Below are 24,455 nucleotides of genomic sequence, written 5' to 3'. Positions count from 1 at the left end.
GACAGAATTCAATATCTGTCAGTTCACTTTCCCTCCATCGAGACCCGCAGGCTCAGCGTCGTCGTCGCCAGCACCGCGACCAGCTGCGCCGTCAGCGCCACGGCCAGCGCGTCCCGCATCCCCGACCCGGGGGCCACGGTGAGGAACAGCGCGCCGAGCAGCGCCACGCCCAAGGCCATCGCGGACTGCTGGACCGTGGCCATGACGCCGCTGCCGACCCCGGCGCGCTCCTGCGGCACCTCGGCCAGCACGATCCGGAAGTACACCGGCAGCTGCATGCCCTGGCCGAAGCCGGCGACCAGCAGCGCCGGCGCCAGTTCCGTCGCGCCGAGCTCCGGCCAGCCCCGCAGCACGGTGGCCACCAGCAGCGCGACGCCAACCGCCTGGATCACGCCGCCCCAGGTCAGCACCCGGGCGCCCAGCCGGGTGGTCAGCCGCGGCCCGGCCAGCGAGGCGGCGAAGAACGCCAGGGCGTAGGGCACCAGCGCGGTGCCGGCCCGGACCGGGCCGAAGTCCAGGCCCTGCTGGAAGGCGAGCGCCATCACGAACATGAAGCCGCCGAAACCCCCGACGCACGCCGCCAGCGCCGGCAGGCCCCGCCGCATGCCGGGCAGCCGGAGCAGGGCCGGCGGCACCAGCGGCACAGTGCGGCCGGTGCGCTCCGCGCGGCGTTCCACCGCGAGGAACGCGCCGCCGGCCAGCGGCACCGCGGCGAGCGACAGCCAGGTCCACAGCGGCCAGCCGGCGGCCTGGCCCTCGGTCAGCGGGAGCAGCAGCGCGACCAGCGTGACGCCGAGCAGCACGGTGCCCGGCACGTCGATCGGGGTCGGGCGGGCCGCCCGGGTCTCCGGCACGAAGCGCGCCACCAGCGCGAGCGCGACCAGCACCACCGGCACGTTGATCATGAACACCGCCCGCCAGCCGAGGCCGGCGAGGTCGGCGGCGACCAGCACGCCGCCGATGACCTGCCCCGCGGTCATGGACAGGCCGGCGGTGGCGCCGACCAGGCCGAGCGCGCGGGCCCGCCGCTGGCCCTCCGTGGCGCCCTGGATGGTGCCGAGCACCTGCGGCTGCACCAGCGCAGCCGCGGCCCCCTGGGCCACCCGGCCGGCGACCAGCGTCCAGGCGTTCGGCGCCAGGCCGCAGGCCAGCGACGCCAGACCGAAGCCGGCCACCCCGACGAGCAGCAGCCGGCGCCGGCCGAAGGTGTCGCCGAGCCGGCCGCCCAGCACCAGCAACACGGCGAGCGCGAGGGCGTATCCGGCCACCACGAGTTCGAGCAGGGCGGGCCCGGTGGCCAGCTCCCGGTCGATGCTGGGCAGCGCGACGTTCACCACGAAGACGTCGATCATCAGCAGCGACTGGCACAGCAGGATCGTGACCAGGCCGAGCGGGCCCAGCGGGCCGAGCCGCCCGACCGCCCCGGCCCGGATGGCGGGCGCGGGGGCGGGGCCGGGCGAGGCGTCCCGGGCGGCCGCGGGGGTGGCCGCGGCCGGGGGAGCGGTCGGGGGAGCCGTCGGAACGGCGTCGACGGTGGAGACGGTGGGTTGATCTGCCATGCCCCCGAGCCTCCGCCGACCGCTCAGCCTGGTACCAGAGTGTCCTTATCCAGGTATCAGCACTACCTGGCATCCGGCTGGGCGGCGGCGTCGCCGGTGGCATGCTGGGTCTCATGCACGCTGAGGTCCACGCCGGCACGGCGGCGACCACCGACATCGGGCCGCCGCCGTTCGACGGCGCGCGGGTGCGCCGTCGGGAGCTCGCCGACTTCCTCCGCAGCCGCCGGGAGCGCATCGCGCCCGAGCGGGTCGGCCTGCCCCGCGGCCGGCGCCGGCGCACGCCGGGGCTGCGCCGCGAGGAGGTCGCCCATCTCGCCTCGGTCGGCGTCACCTGGTACACGTGGCTGGAGCAGGCCCGTGACATCCAGGTCTCGGCCGGCGTGGCGGACGCCATCGCCCGCGCCCTGCTGCTCGACGGCAGCGAGCGCAGCCACCTGTTCACCCTGGCCGGAGTGACCGACCCGGCGCCGGAGAACGGCTGCGACGGGGTCCCGCCCGCGTTGCTCGAGGTGCTGCGTCAGCTGGAGCCGATGCCGGCCTGCATCCAGAACAGCCGCTACGACCTGCTCGCCTACAACCGCACCTACGGGCACCTGCTCTGCGACCTCGACGCGGTGCCCGTGGAGGACCGCAACTGCATGCTGCTCGCCTTCACCCACGACGAGTGGCGCCGCGCGCTCGTGGACCGGGCGGAGACGGTCCGGGTGATGGCCGCCAACTACCGCGCCCAACTGGCCGAGCACCTCGCCGAACCGGCCTGGAAGCACATGCTGAGGCGGCTCCAGCGCGAGTCGGCCGAGTTCCGCGAGCTGTGGGAGCGGCACGAGGTGGGCCGCACCACCAGCGGCAGGATCAAGCGCTTCCGGAACGCCCGGGTCGGCCTCCTGCACCTGTACGGCAACCCGCTGTGGCTGGCCCCGCAGCTCGGCGCCCGCCTGGTCACCTACGTGCCGGCGGACGAGGAGACCAGGGAGCGGCTGGAGAAGCTGCACGCCATGGTGGCCGCGGGCGGCTAGGGTCGGCCGCGCGGCACGACGGGCCTGCCGCGCGTCAGGAGACGACGGCGGCTGGTCGCGGTCCCCGACGCGTGGCGGGGACCAGCACCACCCCCGGCACCGACGAACGCGTGCCGTCCTAGCCGTCGATGTCGAGGGCCGTGCCGTACAGGCGGTCCACCTTCAGCCGGATGACCACCCGGCGTTCGGCGACCAACTGCTCCAGGAACGCGTCCTCGTCCTCCGGCCTCGCGGTCCGCGGGATCATCCCGAGCAGTTCCCGCCCCACCGGGTCGCCGGGAACCGTCGTGCTCTCGGAGACCTCGGCCTCGCCCTCCGCGACGGCGAACGACCACACGTCATCCCCCCGCACATGCAACGCCGCACGCGGTTCGCGCCGCAGATGCCCGACCTTGACCCGGTCCGCCGTCGTCGACAGCCGCACCGTTCGGGTCTCCGGATCCCAGCTGTACAGCATGGTGGTCAGATGGGGATGGCCGCTGCGCTTGACGGTGGCGAGCGTGCCGAACTGCTGGTTGCCGAGCAGACCGGAGAGGGCTTCGTCGGACAGGGGGCGGGGCGCTGGTCCTTGGGTCATGACGTGAGCAACGCAGCCGGCCGCCCAGCAATTTCCGGAGGCCCCGTCACAGCCCACCGGCAGGGGAGGCGACCGGCGCCGCGGCAGCCCGTACCCGTCGTGGTGTCCGCGCGCCGCGGCCCGTCCCCCGTACGGGCCGCGACGCGTGCCGACCATGCTGCCTGACGACTCCGACACCGGCGTGACGCGGGGATGACGCGGGCCGGTCGGTGGGCGTTGCTACGGTGAATACCGGGCGCGCGTACCAGAAGCCGCGCCCGGGTTTCGTGAGCAGGTACGCAGGGTCGGAGGGGTCGGGTCGTGTCCGCGCTGGCGTTCCGTCTGCTCGGGCCGCTCCAGGTGCTGCGCGCCGGCCGGCCCGTCGAGGTGCGGGCGGCGAAGCAGCGCGTGGTGCTGGCCGCGCTGGAGCCGCGCGGCGAGGCCCCGGAACGGCTGCCGGTGCTCAACGACGTCGCGCGCATCCACTGCGCCCGCCGTTGTTTCGCCGAGGCCGAGGAGACCGCGCGCCGGGTGCTGGCCAGGGCCGAGGTCACCGGGAACAGCCGCGTCGAGGTGGACGCCCTCGTCGTCCTCGCCGCCGGGCGCCGAACCCGCCCCGCCGAGGCCGAGGAGCTGCTGCGCCGGGCCCTGACCACGGCCGAGCGGGCCGGATACCGGAACGGCACGGCCGAGGCCCTGCTCGGGCTGGCCGAACAGGCGCTGCACGTGGGGGAGACCCGCACCGCCCGGGAGCGCGCCCTGGAGGCGCGGGCGCTGGTCGGCGACGCGCACCGGGTGCTCCAGGCCCAGGCGCTCACGGCGCTCGCGGAATGCGAACGAGCCACCGGCCACCACGCGGACGCCACGGCGCACGCCGAGCACGCCCTGTCCCTGAACCGCGCCACGGGCGCCCGCCCCGGCGAGGCGCGGACCCAGCGCCTGCTCGGCGACCTCGCCCGGGACCGCGGCGCAGACGGGGCCGCGGAGGACCATCTGGGCGCGGCGCACCGGCTCTACGCCGCGATGTCCCTGCCGGAGGCCGACGAGGTGGCCGCCCTGCTCCGCGCGGGCACGGCCGCCCCCGGCCGGTGAGGGAGAATGGCGGGATGACGCCCCAGCCGCTGCGGATCGGCCCGATCACCGTGGACCCGCCGGTGGTGCTGGCCCCCATGGCCGGCATCACCAACGCGCCCTTCCGCACACTCTGCCGCGAGTTCGCCGAGGGCGAGCGGGGGTTCGGGGGTCGTCCCCCGGTGGGTCGCAGCGCGGAGGGCGGGAGTCACGCCCCGGCCGGGGACGGCGGGGCGCGGCGAGGGCTGTTCGTCAGCGAGATGATCACCACCAGGGCGCTGGTGGAGCGCAACGACAAGACGATGCGGCTGATCCACTTCGACGCCGCCGAGCGGCCGCGTTCCATCCAGTTGTACGGCGTGGACCCGCAGGTCGTCGGCCAGGCGGTGCGGATGATCGCCGAGGAGGACCTGGCCGACCACATCGACCTGAACTTCGGCTGCCCGGTGCCCAAGGTGACCCGCCGCGGCGGCGGCTCCGCCCTGCCGTACAAGCGCCCGCTGCTGCGCGCCATCCTGCGCGAGGCCGTGGCCAGCGCGGGCCGGCTGCCGGTGACGATGAAGATGCGCAAGGGCATCGACGACGATCACCTCACGTACCTGGACGCCGGGCGCATCGCGGCGGAGGAGGGCGTCACGGCGATCGCCCTGCACGGCCGCACCGCCGCCCAGCACTACGGCGGCGAGGCCGACTGGGACGCCATCGCGCGGCTGAAGGACGCGGTGCCGGAGATCCCGGTGCTGGGCAACGGCGACATCTGGTCGGCGGCGGACGCGCTGCGGATGATGCGGGTGACCGGCTGCGACGGCGTGGTGGTGGGCCGGGGCTGCCTGGGCCGACCGTGGCTGTTCGCCGAGCTGGTCGACGCGTTCCGTGGCACCGGAGCAGCGACGCCGGCGCGTGCTCCGGCCGGCGACCCGACGCTGCGCGAGGTGGCCGACGTGATGGTGCGGCACGCCCGGCTGCTGGGGGAGTGGCTGGCGGACGAGGCGCGCGGCGTCATCGACTTCCGCAAGCACGTCGCCTGGTACACCAAGGGCTTCTCCGTGGGCTCGGCGCAGCGGCGGCGGCTCGCGGTCGCGGCGTCGCTCGACGAGCTGCGGACGCTGCTCGACGAGCTGGACCTGGACCAGCCCTGGCCGCTCGGCGCTGCCGGCCCGCGCGGCCGCACCTCGGGCCGGAACCGGGTGGCGCTCCCCGACGGCTGGCTCGACGACCCCTGCGACATCGCCGCCACGGTCACCGCGGACGCGGAGCTGGCCACGTCCGGCGGCTGACGCCGCCACGGTCCGCCCGGCGCCGGGCGGAGGCTCGTTCCGGCGCGGGTGCTGATGAGCCTGGCCGCACGGCGAAAGGTGGCGCCAGGCGCTGAGGGCGTGCCCCTGCGGGCGCGTTGGGCTCGGCGTGGGCGCGGATCGGCTCTTTCCAGTCCCGGAAGCGGGCGGCCAGCCACACCGCGGACACGCCGTACCGCCGCGCGACGCGGCACCGGCTCGGGCGAGCAGCACCGGAGGGCGGCCTCGCGAGTGTCCCATCCCGTCGGCGTGGCAGGGCCCGGACCTCCGCCGTGGGCCGCCCGCTCGCGTGCCGGCCGGTGGGGCCGGGGCTCGGCCGTGCGGGGCGGTCCGTAGAGAACCGGGGCGCACGCCGGCCGGCGGGCCGCGGCGCCACGACGTGGCGGGCTCGGGTCCGCCGGGTACCGGCCGGCAGGGCCTCCGTTCAGCGCGGCTGCGGGCAGTCGGCCGGGGTGGCCGTCGTGAGGGCGGTCAGCAGGGCGAAGGGGGTGGCCGCGGCCCAGGCCTGGGGCGAGCAGGCGTGCGGATAGGGCACCGGGTCGGCGTGCTCCGCGCGGCCGTAGCCCGCGATGACCTCGGGGATCTGGTAGTCCGCGCGCGCCGCCAGGTCGAGCAGCCCACGGCCCACCGTCCGGGCCTCCTCGTGCAGCCCGTACCTGGCGAGGCCGAGCGCGGCGATGGCGCTGTCGTGCGGCCAGACGCTGCCGCGGTGGTACGACAGCGGGTGGTAGGCCCGTTGCCCCGAGGCCAGGGTGCGGATGCCCCAGCCGGAGAAGAAGTCGGGTTCGAGCAGCCGCCGGCCGACCGCGGCGCCGCGCTCCTCGTCGAGTATGCCCGTCCACAGCAGGTGTCCCGCGTCGGAGCCGAGCGCGTCCACCTGGCGGCCCGCGCCGTCCAGCGCGAGCGCCGGGAAGCCGCGTTCCGGCATCCAGAAGTCGGCCAGGAACCGCTCGCGCAGGGCGTCCGCCTCGGCCGTCAGCCGGTCGGCGTAGGCGTCGTCGTGCCAGCTGGTGCGCGCCAGGCGGGCGGCCTGGCGGAGCGCCTCGTACGCGTAGCCCTGCGCCGTGGCCGCGCTGATCACGCCCTTGGCCGAGGTCCCGTCGGCGAAGCAGATGGCGCCGGGGGAGTCCTTCCAGGACTGGTTGGCCAGGCCGCCGAGGTCGGCCTGGTACCGCAGGTAGCCGCGTTCGGCGAGGCCGCCGTGGTCGAACATCCACGCCACGGCGGCCCGGGCGTGCCGCTCCAGCCGCTGTGCCAGCTTGTCGTCCCCGGTCACCGCGGCGTGCGCGCCGAGCAGGGCCACGAACAGCGGGGTGCTGTCCACCGAGCCGAAGTACCGGGCGTAGGGGACCTGTCCGAAGTACGCCAGCTCGCCGTGCCGCAGCTCGTGGACGATCTTGCCCGGCTGGGCGATCCGCTCCCGGTCCTCGTCCGTGGCCTGGGTGGCGGCCAGGGCGAGTAGCGTGTCGGCGGCGAGCCCGGGCCGGCTGGGGAGCGTGAAGCGCGAGGTGATGAGGGCGTGCCTGGCCAGCAGGGTGAGGAACCACGGCACTCCCGCGGCCGGCACCCGCAGCGACTCGCCGTCGGGTCCCGCGGCGGCGACCCGCAGGGCGGCCAGCTCGCTCAGGCCCTGGGCGCAGGCGCGCGCCAACTCGGGCCATTCCGCGACGATCTTGTCTCCGAACCCGTCTCCGAATCCGTCCGTGCCGCCGGCCCCGCCGCTGACCCCGTCGCCGGCCCCGGCCGCGCCGGCCGTCGCGTCCTCCGGCGCCGCGAGGCCGTCCGCGCCCGCGTCTCCGGCCGCGGGGGCGGGCAGCGCCGGGGCGGTCAGGAACGGGTCGGACTCCAGCGCCGCCGGCGCCGGCGCGCCGTGCGGCCGCGCCTCGACCCGCAGCGTGACCTCGGCGGCGCCGTGCGGCGGTAGCTCCAGCACCCAGCACAGCCGCCGCGCCCCGCTGCCGGTCTCCTCCACGGCGTCGGGGGCGGGCTCCGCGGTGACCACGGTGCGGGAGTGCCACTCGCGGCGCCGGTACCCGAACTCGACGCCGTCGGGGCGCGCGGCCCGGGTGCGGACGGCGTGCGGCTTCTCGTACCAGCGGTGGTCGGAGCGCAGCTCGAACTGGTCGGCGAAGTCGGCGTCCACGGTGAGCGCCAGCAGGGTGCTCGACGTCTCGGCGCGGTTGCTGCTGAGCCGGATCCGCTCGACCAGGGCGCCCTCGGTGACGGACTGCTCGCGGAAGACGGTGTGCGCGGGCGCCTCGGCGCGGCTGCCCTGCGGGGTCAGCACGGCCAGGGCGGTGGCGGTGCCGCCGGCTCCGTTCGTGCCGGGCGGCTGCGCGCCGGCCCCGCCCCAGCCCGACGGCTGGGTCGGCCCGGCGGGGGAGGCCGGCACCAGCACGGTGGGCGTGCCGCCGTCCACCGTCAGCTGCCAGCGGCTCAGATGGCGGGCGTCCCGGACGAACAGCCCGTCGGGCTGGGCGCCGCGCTCGCCGGTGATGTCCCCGGACGGTCCCACCGCGACGAACGTGCCGTCGCGGACCAGCAGGCAGTGCTGCGTACTGATCACCGAGTCTCCCTCTCCCCGGTCGGGGCCCCGTCCGGGGCCACCGACATCCGCTCGATGCCCGTCTCCGTGGTCGTGCCCTGTGCCGCGCCCTGTGCCGCGCCCGGTGCCGCGTCCCGGGCCGTCCCCTGAACCGTCGGCGGTGTCGCGCCCGGCCCCGGCGCCCGCGCCGCCCCGCCGGCCGGCCCGGCCAGGGCTGACGCCGCCGGCTCCCGCACGGTCTCGGACCACGGCGCCTCGCGGCTGCGCAGCAGGTCGACGGTGAGCGCGGCGGTCCAGCCGAAGTCGCGGCTGCCGCGCGCCTCGCCGCTGCACGGATCGACGTACTCCGCGAAGCCGGACTCCGCCGCGGCCGCGCAGAACGCCGCCCGGAGCGCGTCGGCCGTGTGGTGCTGCCGGTGGCAGCGAAGGCCGCGCTCCACCAGCCAGTTGACGTTGAACCAGGCGGGACCGCGCCAGTACCGCGACGGGTCGAACGCGTGCCCCCGCAGGTCGTAGCTCGGCACCAGCCGGGCCGGGCCGCCCAGCCCGAAATGCGGTCCGGTGGCGGTGCGCAGCAGCGCGGCGACCACGTCCTCGGGCAGCCCGGGCACGATCAGCGGAATCAGGCCCGCGCCGCTGCGCTCCTCGATCGCCTCGCCGGTCAGCACGTCGTGGCAGAGGAACATGCCGGCGTCCGGCTGCCAGAGCCGCTTCAGCAGGGCCGTGGTGCCCGCCTCGGCGCGGACCAGATGGTCGGCGGGGTCGGTGCCGAGCTCCACGGCGATCTCCGCCAGCGCGTGCTCGGAGGCGATCAGCAGCGCGTTGACGCCCGGGTCCTCCACGGCGAACGGGCGCGGCACCCCGTCGTCGTCCAGGTATCCGTGGTCCCGGTAGTTCTCCGCGAGCCGCACGTACCTGCCGTAGTCCAGGTCGGTGGGGCGGTCGGCGTGGCAGGCGTGCGTCAGGTCGGCGCGGCGGAAGCTGCCGGTGGCGGCGGGGTCCACCCGAGAGAGCGGCGCGTCCCAGCACGGACTGTTGTCCATGCCGGACTCCCACGGATGCACGATCGAGGCGAGGCCGCGGCCGCCGAAGTCCCGGCGCTCGGTCAGGTACCGCTGCCAGGCCACCAGCCGCGGGTACACCCGGCGCAGGAAGCCGCGGCGTCGGGAGGCGGCGGGGTCGGCCCGGTGCACCAGCCAGGCGGCGAGCGCGTGGATGGGCGGCTGCACGATGCCGGAGGTCTCCACGGAGCCGGGCGCCCCGGCCGCCGCCCCCGCGGTCGAGGAGCGCCAGAAGTCCGGACTGGGGAAGTACGCCGTCAGGGGGACGGCGGGGTTGAAGACGATGTGCGGGATCCGGCCGTCGTCCCACTGGGCGGCCAGCAGCGTCTCCAGCTCCCGCTGGGCCCGGAACGGCGAGAGGTGACGCAGCCCGATGGCGATGAACCCGGAGTCCCAGCTCCACTGGTGCGGGTAGAGCGCGCGCGACGGCACGGTGGAGGCCCCGGTCCAGTTCTGGTCGAGGACGCGGGAGGCGCCGTTGTATGCAATCGACGAGGGTGCTGAAGGTGCTACGGGGAGGGGGTCGGGCTGGTCAGCGCTTTCCACGTGGGCTCCGAGGGACGTTGGCGTCACCGCTGCCTCACGGCGGCACCGCCGGTTCTTCCGCTGTTTTGTCGAAGGTATCGCAGAGTTACGTCTACTTAACATGCAAAAGTAGCGCTGTAATATCTGCCTCACAAGCTAAATGGGGGGTGACGTACCCGACTTCGACCGGCGACCGGAAGGCATGTGCGGTGACGACGCAGGCGAGCGCCGGGCATCTGCTGCGGCTGATCCGAGCGGAGCGGGCCACCACCCGCGGGGAGCTCCAGCGGATCACCGGGCTCTCCAGATCCACCGTCGGGCACCGGCTTGACCAGCTCTTTCGTGCCGGCTGGGTGCGGGAGGTGGCGGGCGATCCGGCCCTGCCGTCGACCGGCGGCCGGCCGGCCGTTCGGCTGGAGTTCGACGCGCACCACGCCGTGGTGCTCTGCGCCGACCTGGACACCCGGCACGCGCGCGCCGGGGTGCTCGACCTGTCGGGCGCGGTGCTGGCCGAGCACACGGGATCCCTGCTGGTCAACGACGGTCCCGACGAGGTGCTGGACCGGCTCTGCCGGTGGTTCGCGATGCTGCTGGAGAAGGCTGGTGTGGCGCCCGCCACAGTGTGCGGGATCGGCCTCGCGGTGCCGGGACCTGTGGACTTCGCCACAGGTCGGGTGGTGGATCCGCCGATGATGCCCGGCTGGGACGGATTCCCCGTGCGTGAGCGAATGCGGCAGGCGTTCGCCGAACACGTGGGGCGGGTGGACCGGGCCGAGGCGCGGCGGGGCGCACAGATGCATTCGGGGGGCGCACAAGCGTCCGGTGGGCGGGCGCCCGGGGATTCCGCGCCGTCCTCGTCGGAGCGCGGCGCGTCGCCGGCTCCCGCCGCGTCGTCCGCGCCGCCGGAGCACCTGACCGCCATGCCGGTGCTGGTGGAGAACGACGCCAACGTGCTCGCCTACGCCGAGCAGCGGCACGGCTTCCCCGACTGCTCCGCCTTCCTGCTGGTCAAGGTCTCCACCGGAATAGGGGCCGGGGTCGTGGTGGACGGCGAGATGTACCGGGGCATCGACGGGGGCGCCGGTGACATAGGTCACATCCGGCTCATGGACCGCACCGACGCCCTGTGCCGCTGTGGTTCCTACGGCTGCCTCGCCGCCGTCGCCAGCGGCCGGGCGCTCGCCGAGCAGCTCACCGCCTGCGGCATACCCACGGCCTCCGGCTCCGGGGTGCGCGACCAACTGGCGATAGGCCAGCCGGACGCGGTGCGGCTGGCCAGGGAGGCCGGCCGGGTGGTGGGGGAGGTGCTGGCCACGGTGGTCACGCTGCTCAATCCGGGGGTGCTGGTGATCGCCGGCGACCTGGCGGGCCCTCCGTTCGTCACCGGCGTCCGGGAGTTGCTCTACCAGCGGGCGATGCCCCGCACCACCGCCTACCTCCAGGTGGTCACCTCGCGGCTCGGCGAGCGCGCGGGCCTGGCGGGCGCCGCCGCCATGGTCGTGGAACACCTGTACGCGCCGGAGCGCGCCGACGCGCGGCTCGTGGCGCTCGGTCTCTGACGCTCCCACGCCGCGCCACCTGCGCTTCCTCCACGCTCCTTCCGCGCCACCTCTGCGCCCGGACGCCTCACTTGACGACCCGCCCGGCTCGTTGTCGGCGTGATACCTGCCACGTATGATGGAGGTGACGCTCAGATGAGCGGTTTTCTGGGTAGTCTCCCGCTGTCAGGGCAGCCGCTCACGAGGAGTCGAGTCCCGTGCCGGATATACGTACACACCCTCATCCACCACCCCACCCGCCGACCGCGCCCGCAGCGCCGACCACGCCACCGGAGCAGGCCCCGCGCCCCGCGGCCGCCGAGCCGGCGGCGCCCACCGCGCGCCTCGTCTACGACCTCGCCGACGGCCGCCGGGACATGGCGGACCTGCTCGGCGGCAAGGGCGCCAACCTCGCCGAGATGACCAGGCTCGGCCTGCCCGTCCCTCCGGGCTTCACCATCACCACCGAGGCGTGCCGCGCCTACCTGCGCACCGGCGCGGAACCGCCGGCGCTCCGCGACGAGGTGAGTGCGCACCTCGCCGCCCTGGAGCGCCGCATGGGCCGCCGGCTCGGCCACGGACAGGACCCGCTGCTGGTCTCGGTGCGCTCCGGCGCGAAGTTCTCCATGCCGGGCATGATGGACACCGTCCTCAACGTCGGGCTGACCGACGACTCGGTGCCGGCCCTCGCCGCGCGGACCGGCGACGAGCGGTTCGCCTGGGACTCGTACCGGCGGCTCATCCAGATGTTCGGCAGGACCGTGCTCGGCGTCGACGGCGAGCTGTTCGAGGAGCGGCTGGAGACCGCCCGCCGCGCGGTCGGGGTGGACACCGACACCGAGCTGAACGCCCGGCATCTGCGCGGCGTGGTACGGCAGTTCAAGGACCTGGTGCGGGAGCACACGGGCCGCGGTTTCCCGCAGGACCCGCGGGAGCAGCTCGACCTCGCCATCCGGGCGGTCTTCGACTCCTGGAACGGCGAACGCGCCCGCGTCTACCGCCGCCAGGAGCGCATCCCGCACGACCTCGGCACCGCGGTCAGCGTTGTCGCCATGGTCTTCGGCAACCGCGGCCCCGACTCCGGCACCGGCGTCGCCTTCACCCGCGATCCGGCCACCGGGCACCAGGGCGTCTACGGCGACTACCTGGCGAACGCCCAGGGCGAGGACGTCGTCGCCGGCGTCCGGAACACCGTGCCGCTGGCCGAGTTGGAGCGGCTGGACCGGCGCTCCTACGACGAGCTGTTGCGCGTCATGGAGATCCTGGAGAACCACTACCGCGACCTGTGCGACATCGAGTTCACCATCGAGCGCGGGAAGCTGTGGCTGCTGCAGACCCGGGTCGGCAAGCGCACCGCCGCGGCGGCGTTCCGCATCGCCACCCAACTGCTCGACCAGGGCCTGATCGACGCCGACGAGGCGCTGCGCCGGGTGCGCGGCGGGCAGCTGTCCCAGCTGATGTTCCCGCGCTTCGACACCCGCTCCCGGCCCGCCACCCTGGCCACCGGCATCCCGGCCTCGCCGGGCGCGGCCGTGGGCGCGGCCGTCTTCGACTCCGCGACGGCGACCGCCCGCGCGGCCGAGGGCGAGGCGGTCATCCTGGTCCGTCGCGAGACCAACCCGGACGACCTGAACGGCATGCTGGCGGCGCGCGGCATCCTCACCTCGCGCGGCGGCAAGACCTCGCACGCCGCGGTCGTCGCCCGCGGGATGGGCACCACCTGCGTCTGCGGCGCGGAGGAACTGGACGTCGACCCGGTGCGCCGCCGGCTGACCACGTCCGACGGCACGGTGGTCAACGAGGGCGACGTGCTGTCCATCGACGGCGGCACCGGCGACGTGTACCCGGGCGAGTTGCCCGTGGTGCCCTCGGCCGTCATGGAGTACTTCGAGAACGGCTGCGTCCTCCCGCCGGACGCCGACGACCTGGTGTCCGCCGTGCACCGGTTGATGACGCTGGCCGATCGCGCCCGCCGGCTCGGCGTGCGGGCCAACGCCGACACCGCCGACGACGCGGCCCGCGCCCGCCGCTTCGGCGCCGAGGGCATCGGCCTCACCCGCACCGAGCACATGTTCCTGGGCGAGCGCCGTGGGCTGGTCGAGCGCCTGGTCCTCGCCGACACGGACGCCGAACGGGCCGCCGCGCTGGATGCGTTGCTTCCCCTCCAGCGGTCCGACTTTCGCGCGCTCCTCGCGGCGATGGACGGCCTGCCGGTCACCGTGCGGCTGCTCGACCCGCCGCTGCACGAGTTCCTGCCCGACCTCACCGAACTGTCGGTCCGGGTCGCCACGGCGGAAGCCCGTAACGACCAGGCAGACCGGGCGGACCGGGCCGACCAGACCGGCCACGACGCCTGCCTGCTGGCCGCGGTCCGGCGGCTGCACGAGCAGAACCCGATGCTCGGGCTGCGCGGCGTCCGCCTCGGCCTCGTGGTGCCCGGCCTGTTCACCATGCAGGTCCGGGCCATCGCCGAGGCCACCGCCGACCGGCTGGCCGAGGGCGGCGACCCGCACGCGGAGATCATGATCCCGCTGGTCGGCACGGCCCGGGAGCTGGAGATCGTCCGCGCGGACGCCGAACGGACCGTCGCGGAGGTCGAGGCGGAGCGGGACCGCGCGCTGTCCCTCCCGCTCGGCACCATGATCGAGCTGCCGCGCGCCGCCCTCACCGCCGACGAACTCGCGGCCAGCGCCGACTTTTTCTCCTTCGGCACCAACGACCTCACCCAGACCGTCTGGGGCTTCTCCCGGGACGACGTGGAGGCCAGCTTCTTCGCCGCCTACCTGGAGAAGGGCATCTTCGGCGTCTCCCCGTTCGAGACCATCGACGCCGACGGCGTCGGCTCCCTGGTCCGCGTCGCCACGGAACGCGGCCGCGCCACCCGCCCCGACCTCAAGCTCGGCGTCTGCGGCGAGCACGGCGGCGATCCGGAGTCCGTGCACTTCTTCCACGAGGCGGGCCTGGACTACGTGTCCTGCTCGCCGTTCCGGGTACCCGTGGCGCGTCTGGAGGCGGGCCGGGCCGCACTGGCCGCACCCTGACCTCCCCCGAACCAGCCGGGGCTCCCGCCGAGTCCCCTCCCACCCTCATCGGCAGGGAGCCCCGGCCTTCCCCAGGGGGCGGTGCCTGTGCGGAGGCGCCGCCCCCACTCTCGTGACGCCCGCCGGTCCGGCAGACTCGCCGGCATGGGATCCCCGCAGAGCTCCGTACGCCGTCCGCTGGTCGCCATCCTCAGCGGTGCGGGCATGTCGACCGACTCCGGCATTCCGGACTACCGCGGCCCGCAGGGGCTGTGGCGGCGCGATCCCGAGGCCGAGAAGCTGGTCACGTACGACTTCTACATGAACGATCCGGAGATCCGCCGGCGCTCCTGGCGGATGCGGCGCGAGAGCCCGGTGTTCTCGGCCAGGCCCAACGCCGCGCACCACGCGGTGGTCCGGCTGGCGGGCACCGGTGTGCCGGTGCGGGTGATCACGCAGAACGTCGACGGGCTGCACCAGGCGGCCGGGCTGCCCGACCGCAAGGTGCTCGAACTGCACGGCTCCGCCCGGACGGTGGTGTGCACCGGATGCGCGGACCGTACGACGATGGCCGCCGCCCTGGAGCGGGTCGGGGCCGGGGACCCGGACCCGGCGTGCACCCGGTGCGGCGGCATCCTCAAGAGCGCCACCGTGATGTTCGGCGAGTCGCTGGACCCGGAGGTGTTGGCGGAGGCGGTGCGGATCGCGCAGGTCTGCGACGTGCTGATCGCGGTCGGCACCAGCCTCCAGGTCCACCCCGCCGCCTCGTTGGCCGGCCTCGCGGCGGAACACGGCGCCCGGCTGGTCATCGTCAACGCCGAGCCGACCCCGTACGACGACCTGGCCAACGAGGTCATCCGCACCCCCATCGGCCAGTCCCTCCCCGCCCTCCTGAACGCCCTGGCCCGCGACCGGTAGCGACCACCGGCCGCCGCCGTCGTTCGGCGGTTGTGCGCCGTCGCGCCGAAGGCTCCGACCGGTGGTAAAGGGGTCGTCCCGGGGGAGTGGACGACCGTACCGTTGCGCGCATGAAGCTGCTCTCGGTCAACGTTGGCAAGCCTCGGCCCAATCCGTGGAAGGGGATCGGCGCGACAGGGATCGACAAGCGGCCCGTGGACGGGCCGGTCGCCGTCGTCGTGCCAGGGCCCAAGGGGACCGGCGAGGTCGGGCTCGTCGGCGACCGGGTGTACGACGTGAAGCACCACGGCGGCTACGACCAGGCCGTGTACGCGTACGCGCGCGAGGATCTCGACGGGTGGGAGGCCGAGTTCGGCCGGCCGCTGGCCAACGGCGTCTTCGGGGAGAACCTCACCACCCTCGGCCTCGACGTCAACGGCGCCCTGATCGGCGAGCGGTGGCGCGTCGGGCCGCGGGTGGTCCTGGAGGTGTCGTGCGCGCGGGTCCCGTGCGCGACGTTCCAGGGGTGGCTGGAGCGGGAGGGCTGGATCCGGCGGTTCACCGACGCCGCGGTGCCCGGCGCCTATCTGCGCGTGATCGAGCCGGGAGAGATCCGCGCGGACGATCCCGTCGAGATCGTGCACCGACCAGAGCACGACGTGACCGTCGCGTTCGCCTTCCGCGCGATGACGCTCGAACCCGACCTGCTGCCGCGGCTGCTGGTCGCCGACGCGCTGCCGCGGGAGGCGAGCGAGCGGATCCGCAGGCGCACGACCGCGTAGCCGGTCGGCCTACTGCCGCGGGGCGCTCGTCATCTCCTCCGGCGCGCACGTGGCCGGCGGCGAGGGGTTCGCGCCGCAGTAGCCCTCCGGCTCCGAGTTGGTGCCCAGGGCGGCCGTGGTGACCCCGCCCGCCAGCAGCGCGCCGCCCACCAGGACGCCCACCATCCAGCGCTTCATCCGCTCCTCCTTCATGCCTTCATGCCCTCATGCCCTCGTGTTCTCGGATGAGGCGCACACCGTAACGAGCGGGCGACGGCATCCGTGAGCGGCGATTCGGCCGTCTTCGTCACAGGATCATCGCGAAACGTCCACGTGGGCTCAGTAGCTGGGGCAGAGGTGTTCGTGGGCGGCGTCGAGGATGCGTTCCGCGGTCTCCCGGCCCCAGCCGTCGGGGTGGTCGGGATGGGTGAACCGCTGGTTGGTCTGCTCGATCTGCTGGGCGCGGTCGTCGGGGTGGTCGTGGATGGTGCGGCAGGTGTCGCGGCCCCGGCTGATCGCCGACTCGGGGTCGTCCCCGTCGATCTCCGGGTCGATCGCGTCGAGGGCGGCGAGATACGCGTCGGCGGTCGCCGCGTCGGGCTCGGGCGCGATGCCGGCCTCGTCCAGGAGCGCCTCGCGCTCCTCCTCGGACATCGGTTCGCCCTCGGTGCTCGTCTGGTCCTGGAACTGGCTGGCCGCGCCGTCGTCCGCCGCGCCGTCGTCTCCGCCGCCGGAGAGGACGGCGACGGCGGCGACTAAGAGGACGAGGACGCCGATGGCGATGAGGGCGTACCGGCTCATCGCGGGGAGGCGGCCGAAGCCGGACTGGGAATCACTCATGCTGCCAGCGTGACGTGTTCACGCAGATATGGGAACGGTGATGGTCCTGTGGCGAGCGCGGCGCTCAGGTGGCGGTGAGCTTCGCGACGTCCGGGGCGTAGACGGTCATCCAGTGCGGGTGCAGCCGGTAGTAGACGACCTCGGTGTCCCAGTCGAAGGCGTCGTGGCCGTAGAAGTCCTGGAAGTACGCGAGCAGCTCCGGCCAGTCCGCGGCCGGTTCGCCGCGCTCGGGGTTGAGGATCTCGACCGTGCCGTGCGTGAAAACGCCCAGGTCCTCGCCGCGCAGATGCGCGACGCTGGCGGCGGGCCGGGCGGCGAGGTGCCGGGCCTTGGCGGCGCCGCGCGCCGTGCCGAAGTGCCACCTGCCGTGCAGGAAGTGCCCGTCCACGCCGCTGATCCGCGGCTCGCCCTTCGCCGTCACGGTGGACAGGGCGAGCGTGCACATGCCGGTCAGGATCCCGGTGAGCTGCCCGGCGGTGATGGTCCGCTCGGCGACGATCGAACGGAGATGAGCCGTGGACCGGGACAACGAGGCGTCGAGCAGGGACTGAAGCTCGTCGAGCTCCGCGGACGTTTCGCGCATCGACCCACCCTAGCCGGGCCCGGACCGCCCGTCGGGGATCAGCCCAGGGTCAGGAAGGCGATGGCGGCGGTGGAGGTGAGGAGGCCGAGGGTGAGGGTGCGGGTGAGGCGTTCGTGGAGGAGGGTGAGGCCCAGGATGGTTGGTATGGCGGGGTAGAGGGAGGCGAGCACCACGGCGATGGCGAGCAGTTCCTGCCGGGTCGCCTCCAGGTAGCAGGCCAGCCCGAGCGCCGCGCCCGCGCCGATCAGCGCCGCGTACACCAGCCGGGACGCGGGCCGCCGGAACGCCGGCCGGTGGCGGTGGGCGCCCGGCAGCAGGATCAGCACGGCGGCCAGCCGGCCCGCGGCCACCGGCCAGAGGCCGCTCGCCGGGTCGGCCTGGGCGAGGCCGAGGTACTGCACGGCGATGCCGAGGCTGGCGAGCAGGCCGTCCACCGCCGCCCCGTCGCCCCGGACGCGTCCGCCGCCGGAGACCAGCCAGAGGGCCGGCACCGTGATGCCGATGCCGATCCAGGCCAGCGGCGAGGGCCGGTCGCCCAGGACCAGCACGCCACACAGGACGGACAGGGCGACCCCCGTCACGGCGCTGACCGGCACCACGACGCTCATCGCGCCGCGGCTCAGGCCGCGGTTCAGGAAGAGCATGCCGATCCCGCTGCCGACGCCGGACAGCGCGCCCCACGCCAGGTCGCCCCACCCGACCGCCTCCGCGGCCACCACGACCGCCGCGACCAGCGCGAACGCCAGCCCGCCGAGCTGCCCGACGAGGCTGACGACGGTGTAGTGGACGCGGCGGGAGAGGAGCCCGCCGGCGAAGTCGACGACGCCGTACAGGACCGCGGAGGCCAGCGCCAGGAGTGCACCCATACGGGTGCCGCTGCCCCGCTCCGGCGAGCACAAGGGTCACCCGTGCCACCCGGGCCCCGCCCGTCGCGGCTGGTCAGCCGGTGGGTGCGGCGCGGCGGATGGCGACGGCGCGGCGGGTCTCCTCGGCGACCAGGTCGGCGTTGATCGCCGCGCCGGCGCGCACGCCGGCGGCGACGGCGCTGCTGACCTGGTCGAGCACGTTCGCCACGTTGCCGGCGACCCACACGCCCGGCACGGCCGTCGCGCCGGTCGGATCGGCGGCGAACGAGGTGCCCACCACGTGGCCGCCCACCTCCTGCTCGACGGGTTCGAGCCCGAGCCCGGCCAGCACGCCGGAGCGGGCGGTCAGCCGCGAGGCGACCGCGAGCGCGCTGACCGGGATCACCCGGCCGTCGGCCAGCCGTACGCCGCTGAGCCGGTCGTCGGTCACCTCCACCGCGGCGATCCGCCCGTCCACCACCGCGACGCCGCGGGCGGCGAGTTCCTCGTACCGCTCGTCGTCCGGTTCGGGTCCGGTGTGCAGGAAGAGCGTCACGTCCGGGCTCCACTGCCGCCACAGCAGGGCCGCGTGCGCGGACAGCGGACCGGTGGACAGCACGCCGACGGGCTGGTCGCGCACCTCCCAGCCGTGGCAGTACGGGCAGTGCAGCACCTCGCGCCCCCAGCGCTCGGCCAGCCCCGGCACCTCGGGCAGCTCGTCCACCAGGCCGGCGGTGACCAGCAGCCGGTCCGCGAGCACCGCGGTGCCGTCGTCGAGCAGCACCCGGAGGTCCCCGCCGTCCCGCCGCTCGGCGGACACCACCGTGCCGCGCACCACCTCGCCGCCGTAGCCGGCCACCTCGGCGCGGCCGGCCGCCAGGAACTCCGCGGGCGGCCTGCCCTCGTTGCCCAGCAGCGCGTGGATGCCGGCGGCGGGCGCGTTGCGCGGTTCGCCCGCGTCGACCACCAGCACCGAACGCCGCGCCCGGACCAGGGCCAGCGCCCCGCTCAGCCCCGCGGCGCCACCCCCGACGACCACCACGTCGTACCGGCTCCGGGTCCGGTCGGCGGCCCGTTCCTCTTCGAGTCTCATGGTTCGCACCTCCTTCTCGTTCGCGAGCGTGCGCCCGCACCGGCGGAAACGACAAAGCCCCTTGCCGCTTCGGCAAATATGCTGGGGTCATGGCTGATGACCACGACACCGCCGACTTCGCCGAGGTGCTGACGGGAGTGGGGCCGCGGCTGCGGGCGCTGCGCCAGGGCCGGGGCGCCACGCTGACCCAGCTGAGCGAGGAGACCGGGATCTCGGTGAGCACCCTCTCCCGGCTGGAGTCCGGGCAGCGCCGGCCGACGCTGGAGCTGCTGCTGCCGCTGGCGCGCGCCTACCGGGTGCCGCTGGACGAGCTGGTGAACGCCCCGGCCACCGGCGACCCGCGCATCCATCCGCGGCCCTTCAACCGGAACGGGCGCGTCTTCGTGCCGTTGACCCGCCACCTCGGCGGGCTGCACGCGTACAAGATGATCATTCCGCCGGAGCCGTTCGGGGAGGGACGCCTCGAGCAGCGCACCCACGAGGGGTACGACTGGCTCTACGTGCTCGCCGGCCGGCTGCGGCTGGCGCTCGGCGAGCACGATCTGGTGCTGACGGCCGGCGAGGCGGCGGAGTTCGACACCCGGGTCCCACACGGCTTCGCGAACCCTGGCCCGCATCCGGTGGAGGTGCTCAGCCTGTTCGGCGCCCAGGGCGAGCGGATCCACGTCCGCGCCCGGCCCGCCCAGGGCTGATCCCCGGCCGGATCTCCGCCCGGATCCCGCCCGGCCGGCTCAGGGGTAACGGACCCCGGTGAGCTCCTCGGAGACCCGCCACAGCCGGTCCGAGATCCGGTCGTCGCGGGTCCACGGCGCCCGCCACGCCCCGCCGGGCCCGCCGCGCAGCCGGTGGGCGCCCAGCACGCTGGGCCCGGTGAACGAGTCCTGCCCCACGTGGGGCGCGGTGGCCGCGTACAGCGAGGGCGTCGCCCCGGCCTCGGCGGGGGCCGCCACCAGCCGGTTCAGCGCCCGCGCGAACCGTTCCTGCAGCCTGCTGCCGGCCAGTCGGGGGCCGCGGGCCTGCAGCTCCGTGGCGGCGTAGCCCGGGTGCACGGCGGCGGCCAGCACGTGCCCGCCGCGTCGCGCCACGCGCCGCGCCAGCTCGTGGGTGAAGAGCAGGTTGGCGGTCTTGGACCGGCCGTACGCCAGCCACGGCCGGTACCGGCGCTCGCAGTTGAGGTCCCGGATGTCGATGTTGCCGAGCGCGTGCAGCAGGCTGGAGACGGTCACGACGCGGGCGCCCGAGGTGGCCAGCAGCCGCTCGAAGAGCAGGCCGGTGAGCGCGAAGTGCCCGAGGTGGTTGACGCCGAACTGCATCTCGAAGCCGTCGGCGGTGCGGGCCCGGGGGACCGCCATCAGGCCGGCGTTGTTGATCAGCAGGTCCAGTCGCCGCTCGCCGTAGTCGGCGGCGAACGCGCGCACCGACGCCAGGTCGGCGAGGTCGAGCAGGCGCAGCTCGGCGCGGCCCTCGGGCACCTGGTCGAGCAGCCGGTCCAGCGCCTCCTGCCCGCGGCGCTGGCTGCGGCAGGCCAGCACCACGTGCGCGCCACAGCGGACCAGCTCGCGCGCCGTGACATAGCCCAGACCGCTGTTGGCGCCGGTCACCACGGCGATACGGCCCTTGAGGTCGGGAATGTCACGAACCGTCCAACCCATGATCCCCAGCGTAGAACCGCGACACGCCACCCGGCGAACGTTCGACCAACCCCCACCACCACGCGCGCCCCCTGGCGCGCCCTCCCGTCCCGCACGCGCGCCCTGCGGGACCGCCCCCGTCCGCGCCGCCGGGCCTCGTCGGGCGCCGACCGGAGTCGCCGTGTGCACGGCCTCCGGCCCCGCGCCCAGGCGAGTTGACGAGGCCACGGCGGCGCGTCGGGGCCCCGGACCGCGTGCCGCACGATGGCACACGGATCAGACGCGGGGGCCGTGACCCCCAGCGCCCGGAGCTCCCAGACCGGGCCCGGCGGAGCGGGGCACGCTCCTCGGGCCCTGCCGGCCCCCGCGGCCGCTGGGGAGAGCCGCCACGGGGACCGGAACCAGGCGGAACTAGGCGGCGCGGACCACCTCCGTCTCGCAGCGCATCCGGCGGTCGTAGCCGACGCGCCGCTCGGAGCCGGTCAGCGCCATCGGCAGCACGTGCCGGACGTCGCCGCTGGACGCGGCCACGCGCAGCTCCAGGTCCCCCGGCTCGACGACGCGCTCGCCGCGGGCGACGGAGTACGCCGTCAGGTCGGCGTGGAAGTCGAAGCGCACCTCCGCCGTCTCACCCGGTTCCAGTTCGACCCGGGTGTAGCCGATCAGCCGGTTGACGGGGCGGGTGATCCGGGCGACCGGGTCGTGCAGGTACAGCTGCACGACCTCGGTGCCGGTCCGGTCGCCCGTGTTGGTGAGGGTCAGCCGGACCGTGGTGCCGCCGTCCGTGGGCACGGTCGCGGCGTCGGCCGCCGCGCGCTGCCAGTCGAACGTGGTGTACGACAGGCCGTGCCCGAACGGGTACAGCGGGGTCGGGTCGATCGAGCTGGCGTCGCCGACCTGGCCCAGCGGCGGGGCGAGGTAGCTCCACGGCTGGCCGCCGGGGTGCCGGGGCACGCCCACCGGGAGCCGGCCCGAGGGGTTGATCCGCCCGGAGAGCACGCCGGCGACGGCGCCGCCGCCCTCCTCACCGGGGAAGAACGCCTGCACCACGGCGGCGAGACGGCCCTCCCAGCGGCCCAGCGCGTACGGCCGGCCGGTGAGCAGCACCAGCACCACCGGCACCCCGGTGGCCAGCGCCGCGTCGATCAGCTCGGCCTGGCCGTCGGGCAGCTCCAGGTCCCGGGCGTCGCAGCCCTCGCCCGAGGTGCCGCGCCCGAAGAGCCCGGAGCGGTCGCCGGCCACGACGACGCAGGTCTGGGCCCCGGCGGCGTCCGCCGGGTCCGTGACGTGCTCGACCCGCGCCTCGGGCAGCTCGCCCCGCAGCGCCTCGAGCACGGTGGGGATGTCCACGCCGATCGGCAGCTCGGGGTGGCTGACCCCGACGTGCCGGGGGAAGGCGTAGCAGCCCAGCATCGGGGCCTCGTCGTCGGCGAGCGGCCCGACCACGGCCATCCGAGCGTCCGGCTGGGGCCGCAGCGGCAGGCCGCCGGCCTCGGTGCCCTTGTTGGCGAGCAGCACTACGGACTCCTCGGCGATCCGCCGGGCCACGTCGCGCAGCTGCGGCGGGTCCAAGTCGACGGGGCCCTCGCCGTCGGTCAGCGCCGGCGGTTCGGCGGACCAGCCGGTGTCCAGCAGGCCGAGCTCGGCCTTCTGGGTCAGCACGCGCAGCGTCGCGCGGTCCACCAGTGCCTCCGGCACCTCGCCGGCCTGCACCGCCTTCAGCAGCGGGCTGCCGTAGCAGCGTTGCGCGGGCAGCTCCACGTCCACGCCGGCGGCCAGCGCGGCCGCGGCGGCCTCCGCCGGGGAGCCGGCGACCCGGTGGGTCAGCTCCAGGAAGGACACGGCGAAGTAGTCGGAGACGACCGTGCCGGTGAAGCCCCACTCCTCGCGCAGCAGGGTGGTCAGCAGCCAGTCGTCCGAGGTGCCCGGCTGGCCGTCCAGATCGTGGTAGGAGCTCATCACGGAGCGGGCGCCGCCGTCGCGGAGCGCCATCTCGAACGGCACCAGGGCGATGTCGGCGAGCTCGCGCGGGCCGATGGACACCGGCGCGTGGTTGCGGGCGCCGCGCGAGTGGGCGTGGCCGGCGAAGTGCTTGAGCGTGGAGACGATCCCGGTGGACTCGAGCCCGCGCACGTAGCCGGTGGCGATGGTCGCCACCAGGTACGGGTCCTCGCCGATGGTCTCCTCGGTGCGGCCCCAGCGGGGGTCGCGGGTCACGTCGAGCACCGGGGCCAGGCCCTGGTGGATGCCGACGGCCCGCATCGACGCGCCGATCAACGCGGCGGCGCGCTCGACCAGTTCGGGGTCGAAGGACGCGCCCCAGGCCAGCGGGGTGGGGAAGATGGTCGCCTGCCAGGCCGCGAAGCCGGTCAGGCACTCCTCATGGGCCAGGGCCGGGATCGCGAAGCGGTTGGCCTGCGCGATCCTGGCCTGGTCCTCGGCGAGCGTTCTGCACTTCTCCGTCGGGTCCACCGGCGCGGTGCCGAAGGGCCGGGTGAGGTGGCCGAGACCGTACGGCAGCAGGGCGGCGGGGTCGGGCGGGAGTGAGCCCAGTTCGCCCTGCATCGGGGCGACGTCGTCGCCCTCCTCCTCTCCGGTGTCGGAACCCGGCCAGAGGCTGACCAACTGGGCGAGTTTCTCCTCCAGGGTCATCCGGGACAGCAGTTCCGCGGCGCGGGTCGCGGCCGGGAGGTCTGGGTCCTGCCAGGGGTCGTGCATGAGGCTCCTTGTCTCAGCGGAGGTCACCGTCCGCCGACGCCCATCAGGCCGTTGATCAGCTGGCGGCGGGCGAAGAGATACGCGGTGAAGATCGGCACGATCGACAGCACGACGGCGGCCAGCAGGGAGGGGATGTCCGTGCGGAACTCGCCGACGTAGTCGTACAGGCCGAGGGTGAGCACCTTCGTCTCTTGGGACTGGGTGAGGATCAGCGGGAAGAGGAAGCCGTTCCAGGCGCCGAGGGCGGAGAACACGCCGACGGTGGAGATGCCCGCTCGTGACATGGGCACCACCAGTTGGATCAGCATCCGGGTCGGGCTCGCGCCGTCGAGAGCCATGGACTCGTACAGTTCTTCGTCGATATCGCGCATCGTGCCGACCAGGATCAGCACGCTGACCGGGAGCGAGAAGGCGGCCGTCGGCAGGATGATCGCGGCCAGGGTGTCGTACATCTGGATCTCGGTGATGATCCAGTAGACCGGGATGATGATCGCCTGGGAGGGGATGGCCAGGCCCAGCAGGAAGAGCTGGAAGAACCGCTGGGACGTGCGACTCCGGGTCCGGACGATGGTGTAGGCGACGGTCACCGAGAGGGTGATCGCGAGCGCCGCGCAGCAGACCGTGACGATGAGGGTGTTCGTCAGATAGGTGAAGAAGTCACCCTCGATCACCGTCCGGTAGCTGTCCAACGACGGGCTCTCGGGCAGCGACAGCGGCCCGTTCTCCAGGTACGAGGCCCGGTCGGTGAGGGTCGCCGAGATCAGCGAGTAGAGCGGCACGACGACGATGACCAGCCAGATGGTCGCCGCGATGCCGGCGGGCCAGTTGGCCCGCCGGAACCTGCCGCGCGGCCGCCGCGGGCCGGAGCGCACCCCCGCCTCGGGCCCGGGGCCCTTGTCGA

20 protein-coding genes are annotated in these 24,455 nt (G+C 74.7%); 8 read left to right on the top strand and 12 right to left on the bottom strand.

The features are described from left to right. Positions 1 to 23: 23 nt before the first annotated feature. Positions 24 to 1,559: an MFS transporter gene (locus ABGB06_RS11645; protein WP_347588080.1), complete on the bottom strand. Its 1,536-nt coding sequence runs from the start codon at positions 1,557 to 1,559 to the stop codon at positions 24 to 26. Between the two features lie 113 nt (positions 1,560 to 1,672). On the opposite strand from ABGB06_RS11645, the gene ABGB06_RS11640 reads away from it, so the two are divergent. Further along, positions 1,673 to 2,575, top strand: a complete 903-nt coding sequence (locus ABGB06_RS11640; protein ID WP_347588078.1) for a helix-turn-helix transcriptional regulator — start codon at positions 1,673 to 1,675, stop codon at positions 2,573 to 2,575. 118 nt (positions 2,576 to 2,693) lie between these two features. Here the strand turns inward: ABGB06_RS11640 and ABGB06_RS11635 are convergent, their stop codons facing one another. Beyond that, positions 2,694 to 3,152: a PPOX class F420-dependent oxidoreductase gene (locus ABGB06_RS11635; protein WP_347588076.1), complete on the bottom strand. Its 459-nt coding sequence runs from the start codon at positions 3,150 to 3,152 to the stop codon at positions 2,694 to 2,696. 300 nt (positions 3,153 to 3,452) lie between these two features. Between ABGB06_RS11635 and ABGB06_RS11630 the strand changes: the two genes are divergently transcribed. Together ABGB06_RS11630 and dusB are read left to right on the top strand one after the other, a co-directional pair. Continuing rightward, the gene (locus tag ABGB06_RS11630) at positions 3,453 to 4,223 is read left to right on the top strand and encodes a hypothetical protein (RefSeq protein ID WP_347588074.1); all 771 of its coding nucleotides are present in this window, start codon (positions 3,453 to 3,455) and stop codon (positions 4,221 to 4,223) included. 14 nt (positions 4,224 to 4,237) lie between these two features. Beyond that, the gene (gene dusB, locus ABGB06_RS11625) at positions 4,238 to 5,479 is read left to right on the top strand and encodes a tRNA dihydrouridine synthase DusB (protein WP_347588072.1); all 1,242 of its coding nucleotides are present in this window, start codon (positions 4,238 to 4,240) and stop codon (positions 5,477 to 5,479) included. 442 nt (positions 5,480 to 5,921) lie between these two features. Here dusB and ABGB06_RS11620 read toward each other — a convergent pair whose 3' ends face one another. Together ABGB06_RS11620 and ABGB06_RS11615 are read right to left on the bottom strand one after the other, a co-directional pair. Beyond that, positions 5,922 to 8,060 carry a glycogen debranching N-terminal domain-containing protein gene (locus ABGB06_RS11620; RefSeq protein ID WP_347588400.1) on the bottom strand — a complete coding sequence of 713 codons (2,139 nt, stop codon included), beginning with the start codon at positions 8,058 to 8,060 and terminating at the stop codon, positions 5,922 to 5,924. Next, positions 8,060 to 9,592, bottom strand: coding sequence for a hypothetical protein (locus ABGB06_RS11615; protein ID WP_347588398.1), 1,533 nt, complete (start codon positions 9,590 to 9,592; stop codon positions 8,060 to 8,062). The genes ABGB06_RS11620 and ABGB06_RS11615 overlap by 1 nt, the downstream gene beginning before the upstream one ends. Positions 9,593 to 9,837: 245 nt before the next feature. Between ABGB06_RS11615 and ABGB06_RS11610 the strand changes: the two genes are divergently transcribed. From ABGB06_RS11610 to ABGB06_RS11595, 4 genes are all read left to right on the top strand, one after another. Beyond that, a complete protein-coding gene (locus ABGB06_RS11610; RefSeq protein WP_347588070.1) occupies positions 9,838 to 11,187 on the top strand; it encodes an ROK family transcriptional regulator in 1,350 nt (449 codons plus the stop codon). Positions 11,188 to 11,384: 197 nt separating this feature from the next. Beyond that, positions 11,385 to 14,207 carry a pyruvate, phosphate dikinase gene (gene ppdK, locus ABGB06_RS11605; protein WP_347588068.1) on the top strand — a complete coding sequence of 941 codons (2,823 nt, stop codon included), beginning with the start codon at positions 11,385 to 11,387 and terminating at the stop codon, positions 14,205 to 14,207. Between the two features lie 144 nt (positions 14,208 to 14,351). Continuing rightward, complete coding sequence (locus ABGB06_RS11600) at positions 14,352 to 15,104, top strand: Sir2 family NAD-dependent protein deacetylase (protein ID WP_347588067.1); 753 nt, start codon at positions 14,352 to 14,354, stop codon at positions 15,102 to 15,104. A gap of 110 nt (positions 15,105 to 15,214) precedes the next feature. Then, positions 15,215 to 15,865, top strand: a complete 651-nt coding sequence (locus tag ABGB06_RS11595) for an MOSC domain-containing protein (RefSeq protein WP_347588065.1) — start codon at positions 15,215 to 15,217, stop codon at positions 15,863 to 15,865. Positions 15,866 to 15,874: 9 nt separating this feature from the next. Here the strand turns inward: ABGB06_RS11595 and ABGB06_RS11590 are convergent, their stop codons facing one another. From ABGB06_RS11590 to ABGB06_RS11570, 5 genes are all read right to left on the bottom strand, one after another. Continuing rightward, the gene (locus ABGB06_RS11590; protein ID WP_347588063.1) at positions 15,875 to 16,042 is read right to left on the bottom strand and encodes a hypothetical protein; all 168 of its coding nucleotides are present in this window, start codon (positions 16,040 to 16,042) and stop codon (positions 15,875 to 15,877) included. A gap of 141 nt (positions 16,043 to 16,183) precedes the next feature. Beyond that, a complete protein-coding gene (locus ABGB06_RS11585) occupies positions 16,184 to 16,684 on the bottom strand; it encodes a DUF732 domain-containing protein (protein ID WP_347588061.1) in 501 nt (166 codons plus the stop codon). Positions 16,685 to 16,748: 64 nt separating this feature from the next. Next, positions 16,749 to 17,267: a pyridoxamine 5'-phosphate oxidase family protein gene (locus ABGB06_RS11580; RefSeq protein ID WP_347588059.1), complete on the bottom strand. Its 519-nt coding sequence runs from the start codon at positions 17,265 to 17,267 to the stop codon at positions 16,749 to 16,751. 38 nt (positions 17,268 to 17,305) lie between these two features. Then, positions 17,306 to 18,133 (bottom strand): EamA family transporter, encoded by an 828-nt coding sequence (locus tag ABGB06_RS11575; RefSeq protein ID WP_347588057.1) that lies wholly within the window; start codon positions 18,131 to 18,133, stop codon positions 17,306 to 17,308. Between the two features lie 73 nt (positions 18,134 to 18,206). Beyond that, entirely contained in the window at positions 18,207 to 19,205 is a 999-nt protein-coding gene (locus ABGB06_RS11570; protein ID WP_347588055.1) for an NAD(P)/FAD-dependent oxidoreductase, read from the bottom strand. An 89-nt stretch (positions 19,206 to 19,294) separates the two neighbouring features. Between ABGB06_RS11570 and ABGB06_RS11565 the strand changes: the two genes are divergently transcribed. Then, complete coding sequence (locus ABGB06_RS11565; protein ID WP_347588054.1) at positions 19,295 to 19,897, top strand: XRE family transcriptional regulator; 603 nt, start codon at positions 19,295 to 19,297, stop codon at positions 19,895 to 19,897. 39 nt (positions 19,898 to 19,936) lie between these two features. Here ABGB06_RS11565 and ABGB06_RS11560 read toward each other — a convergent pair whose 3' ends face one another. The 3 genes from ABGB06_RS11560 to ABGB06_RS11550 form a co-directional block, all read right to left on the bottom strand. After that, positions 19,937 to 20,857, bottom strand: coding sequence for an oxidoreductase (locus ABGB06_RS11560; RefSeq protein WP_347588052.1), 921 nt, complete (start codon positions 20,855 to 20,857; stop codon positions 19,937 to 19,939). 390 nt (positions 20,858 to 21,247) lie between these two features. Further along, complete coding sequence (locus ABGB06_RS11555) at positions 21,248 to 23,554, bottom strand: glycoside hydrolase family 3 N-terminal domain-containing protein (protein WP_347588050.1); 2,307 nt, start codon at positions 23,552 to 23,554, stop codon at positions 21,248 to 21,250. A gap of 23 nt (positions 23,555 to 23,577) precedes the next feature. After that, positions 23,578 to 24,426, bottom strand: a complete 849-nt coding sequence (locus ABGB06_RS11550; RefSeq protein ID WP_347588396.1) for a carbohydrate ABC transporter permease — start codon at positions 24,424 to 24,426, stop codon at positions 23,578 to 23,580. Between the last annotated feature and the right edge of the window lie 29 nt (positions 24,427 to 24,455).

The sequence above is a fragment of the Streptomyces sp. B6B3 genome (assembly GCF_039871525.1).
GTDB lineage: Bacteria > Actinomycetota > Actinomycetes > Streptomycetales > Streptomycetaceae > Streptomyces.
Note: the sequence above shows the minus strand (reverse complement) of the source record. Positions and strands in the feature narration are given on the sequence as shown.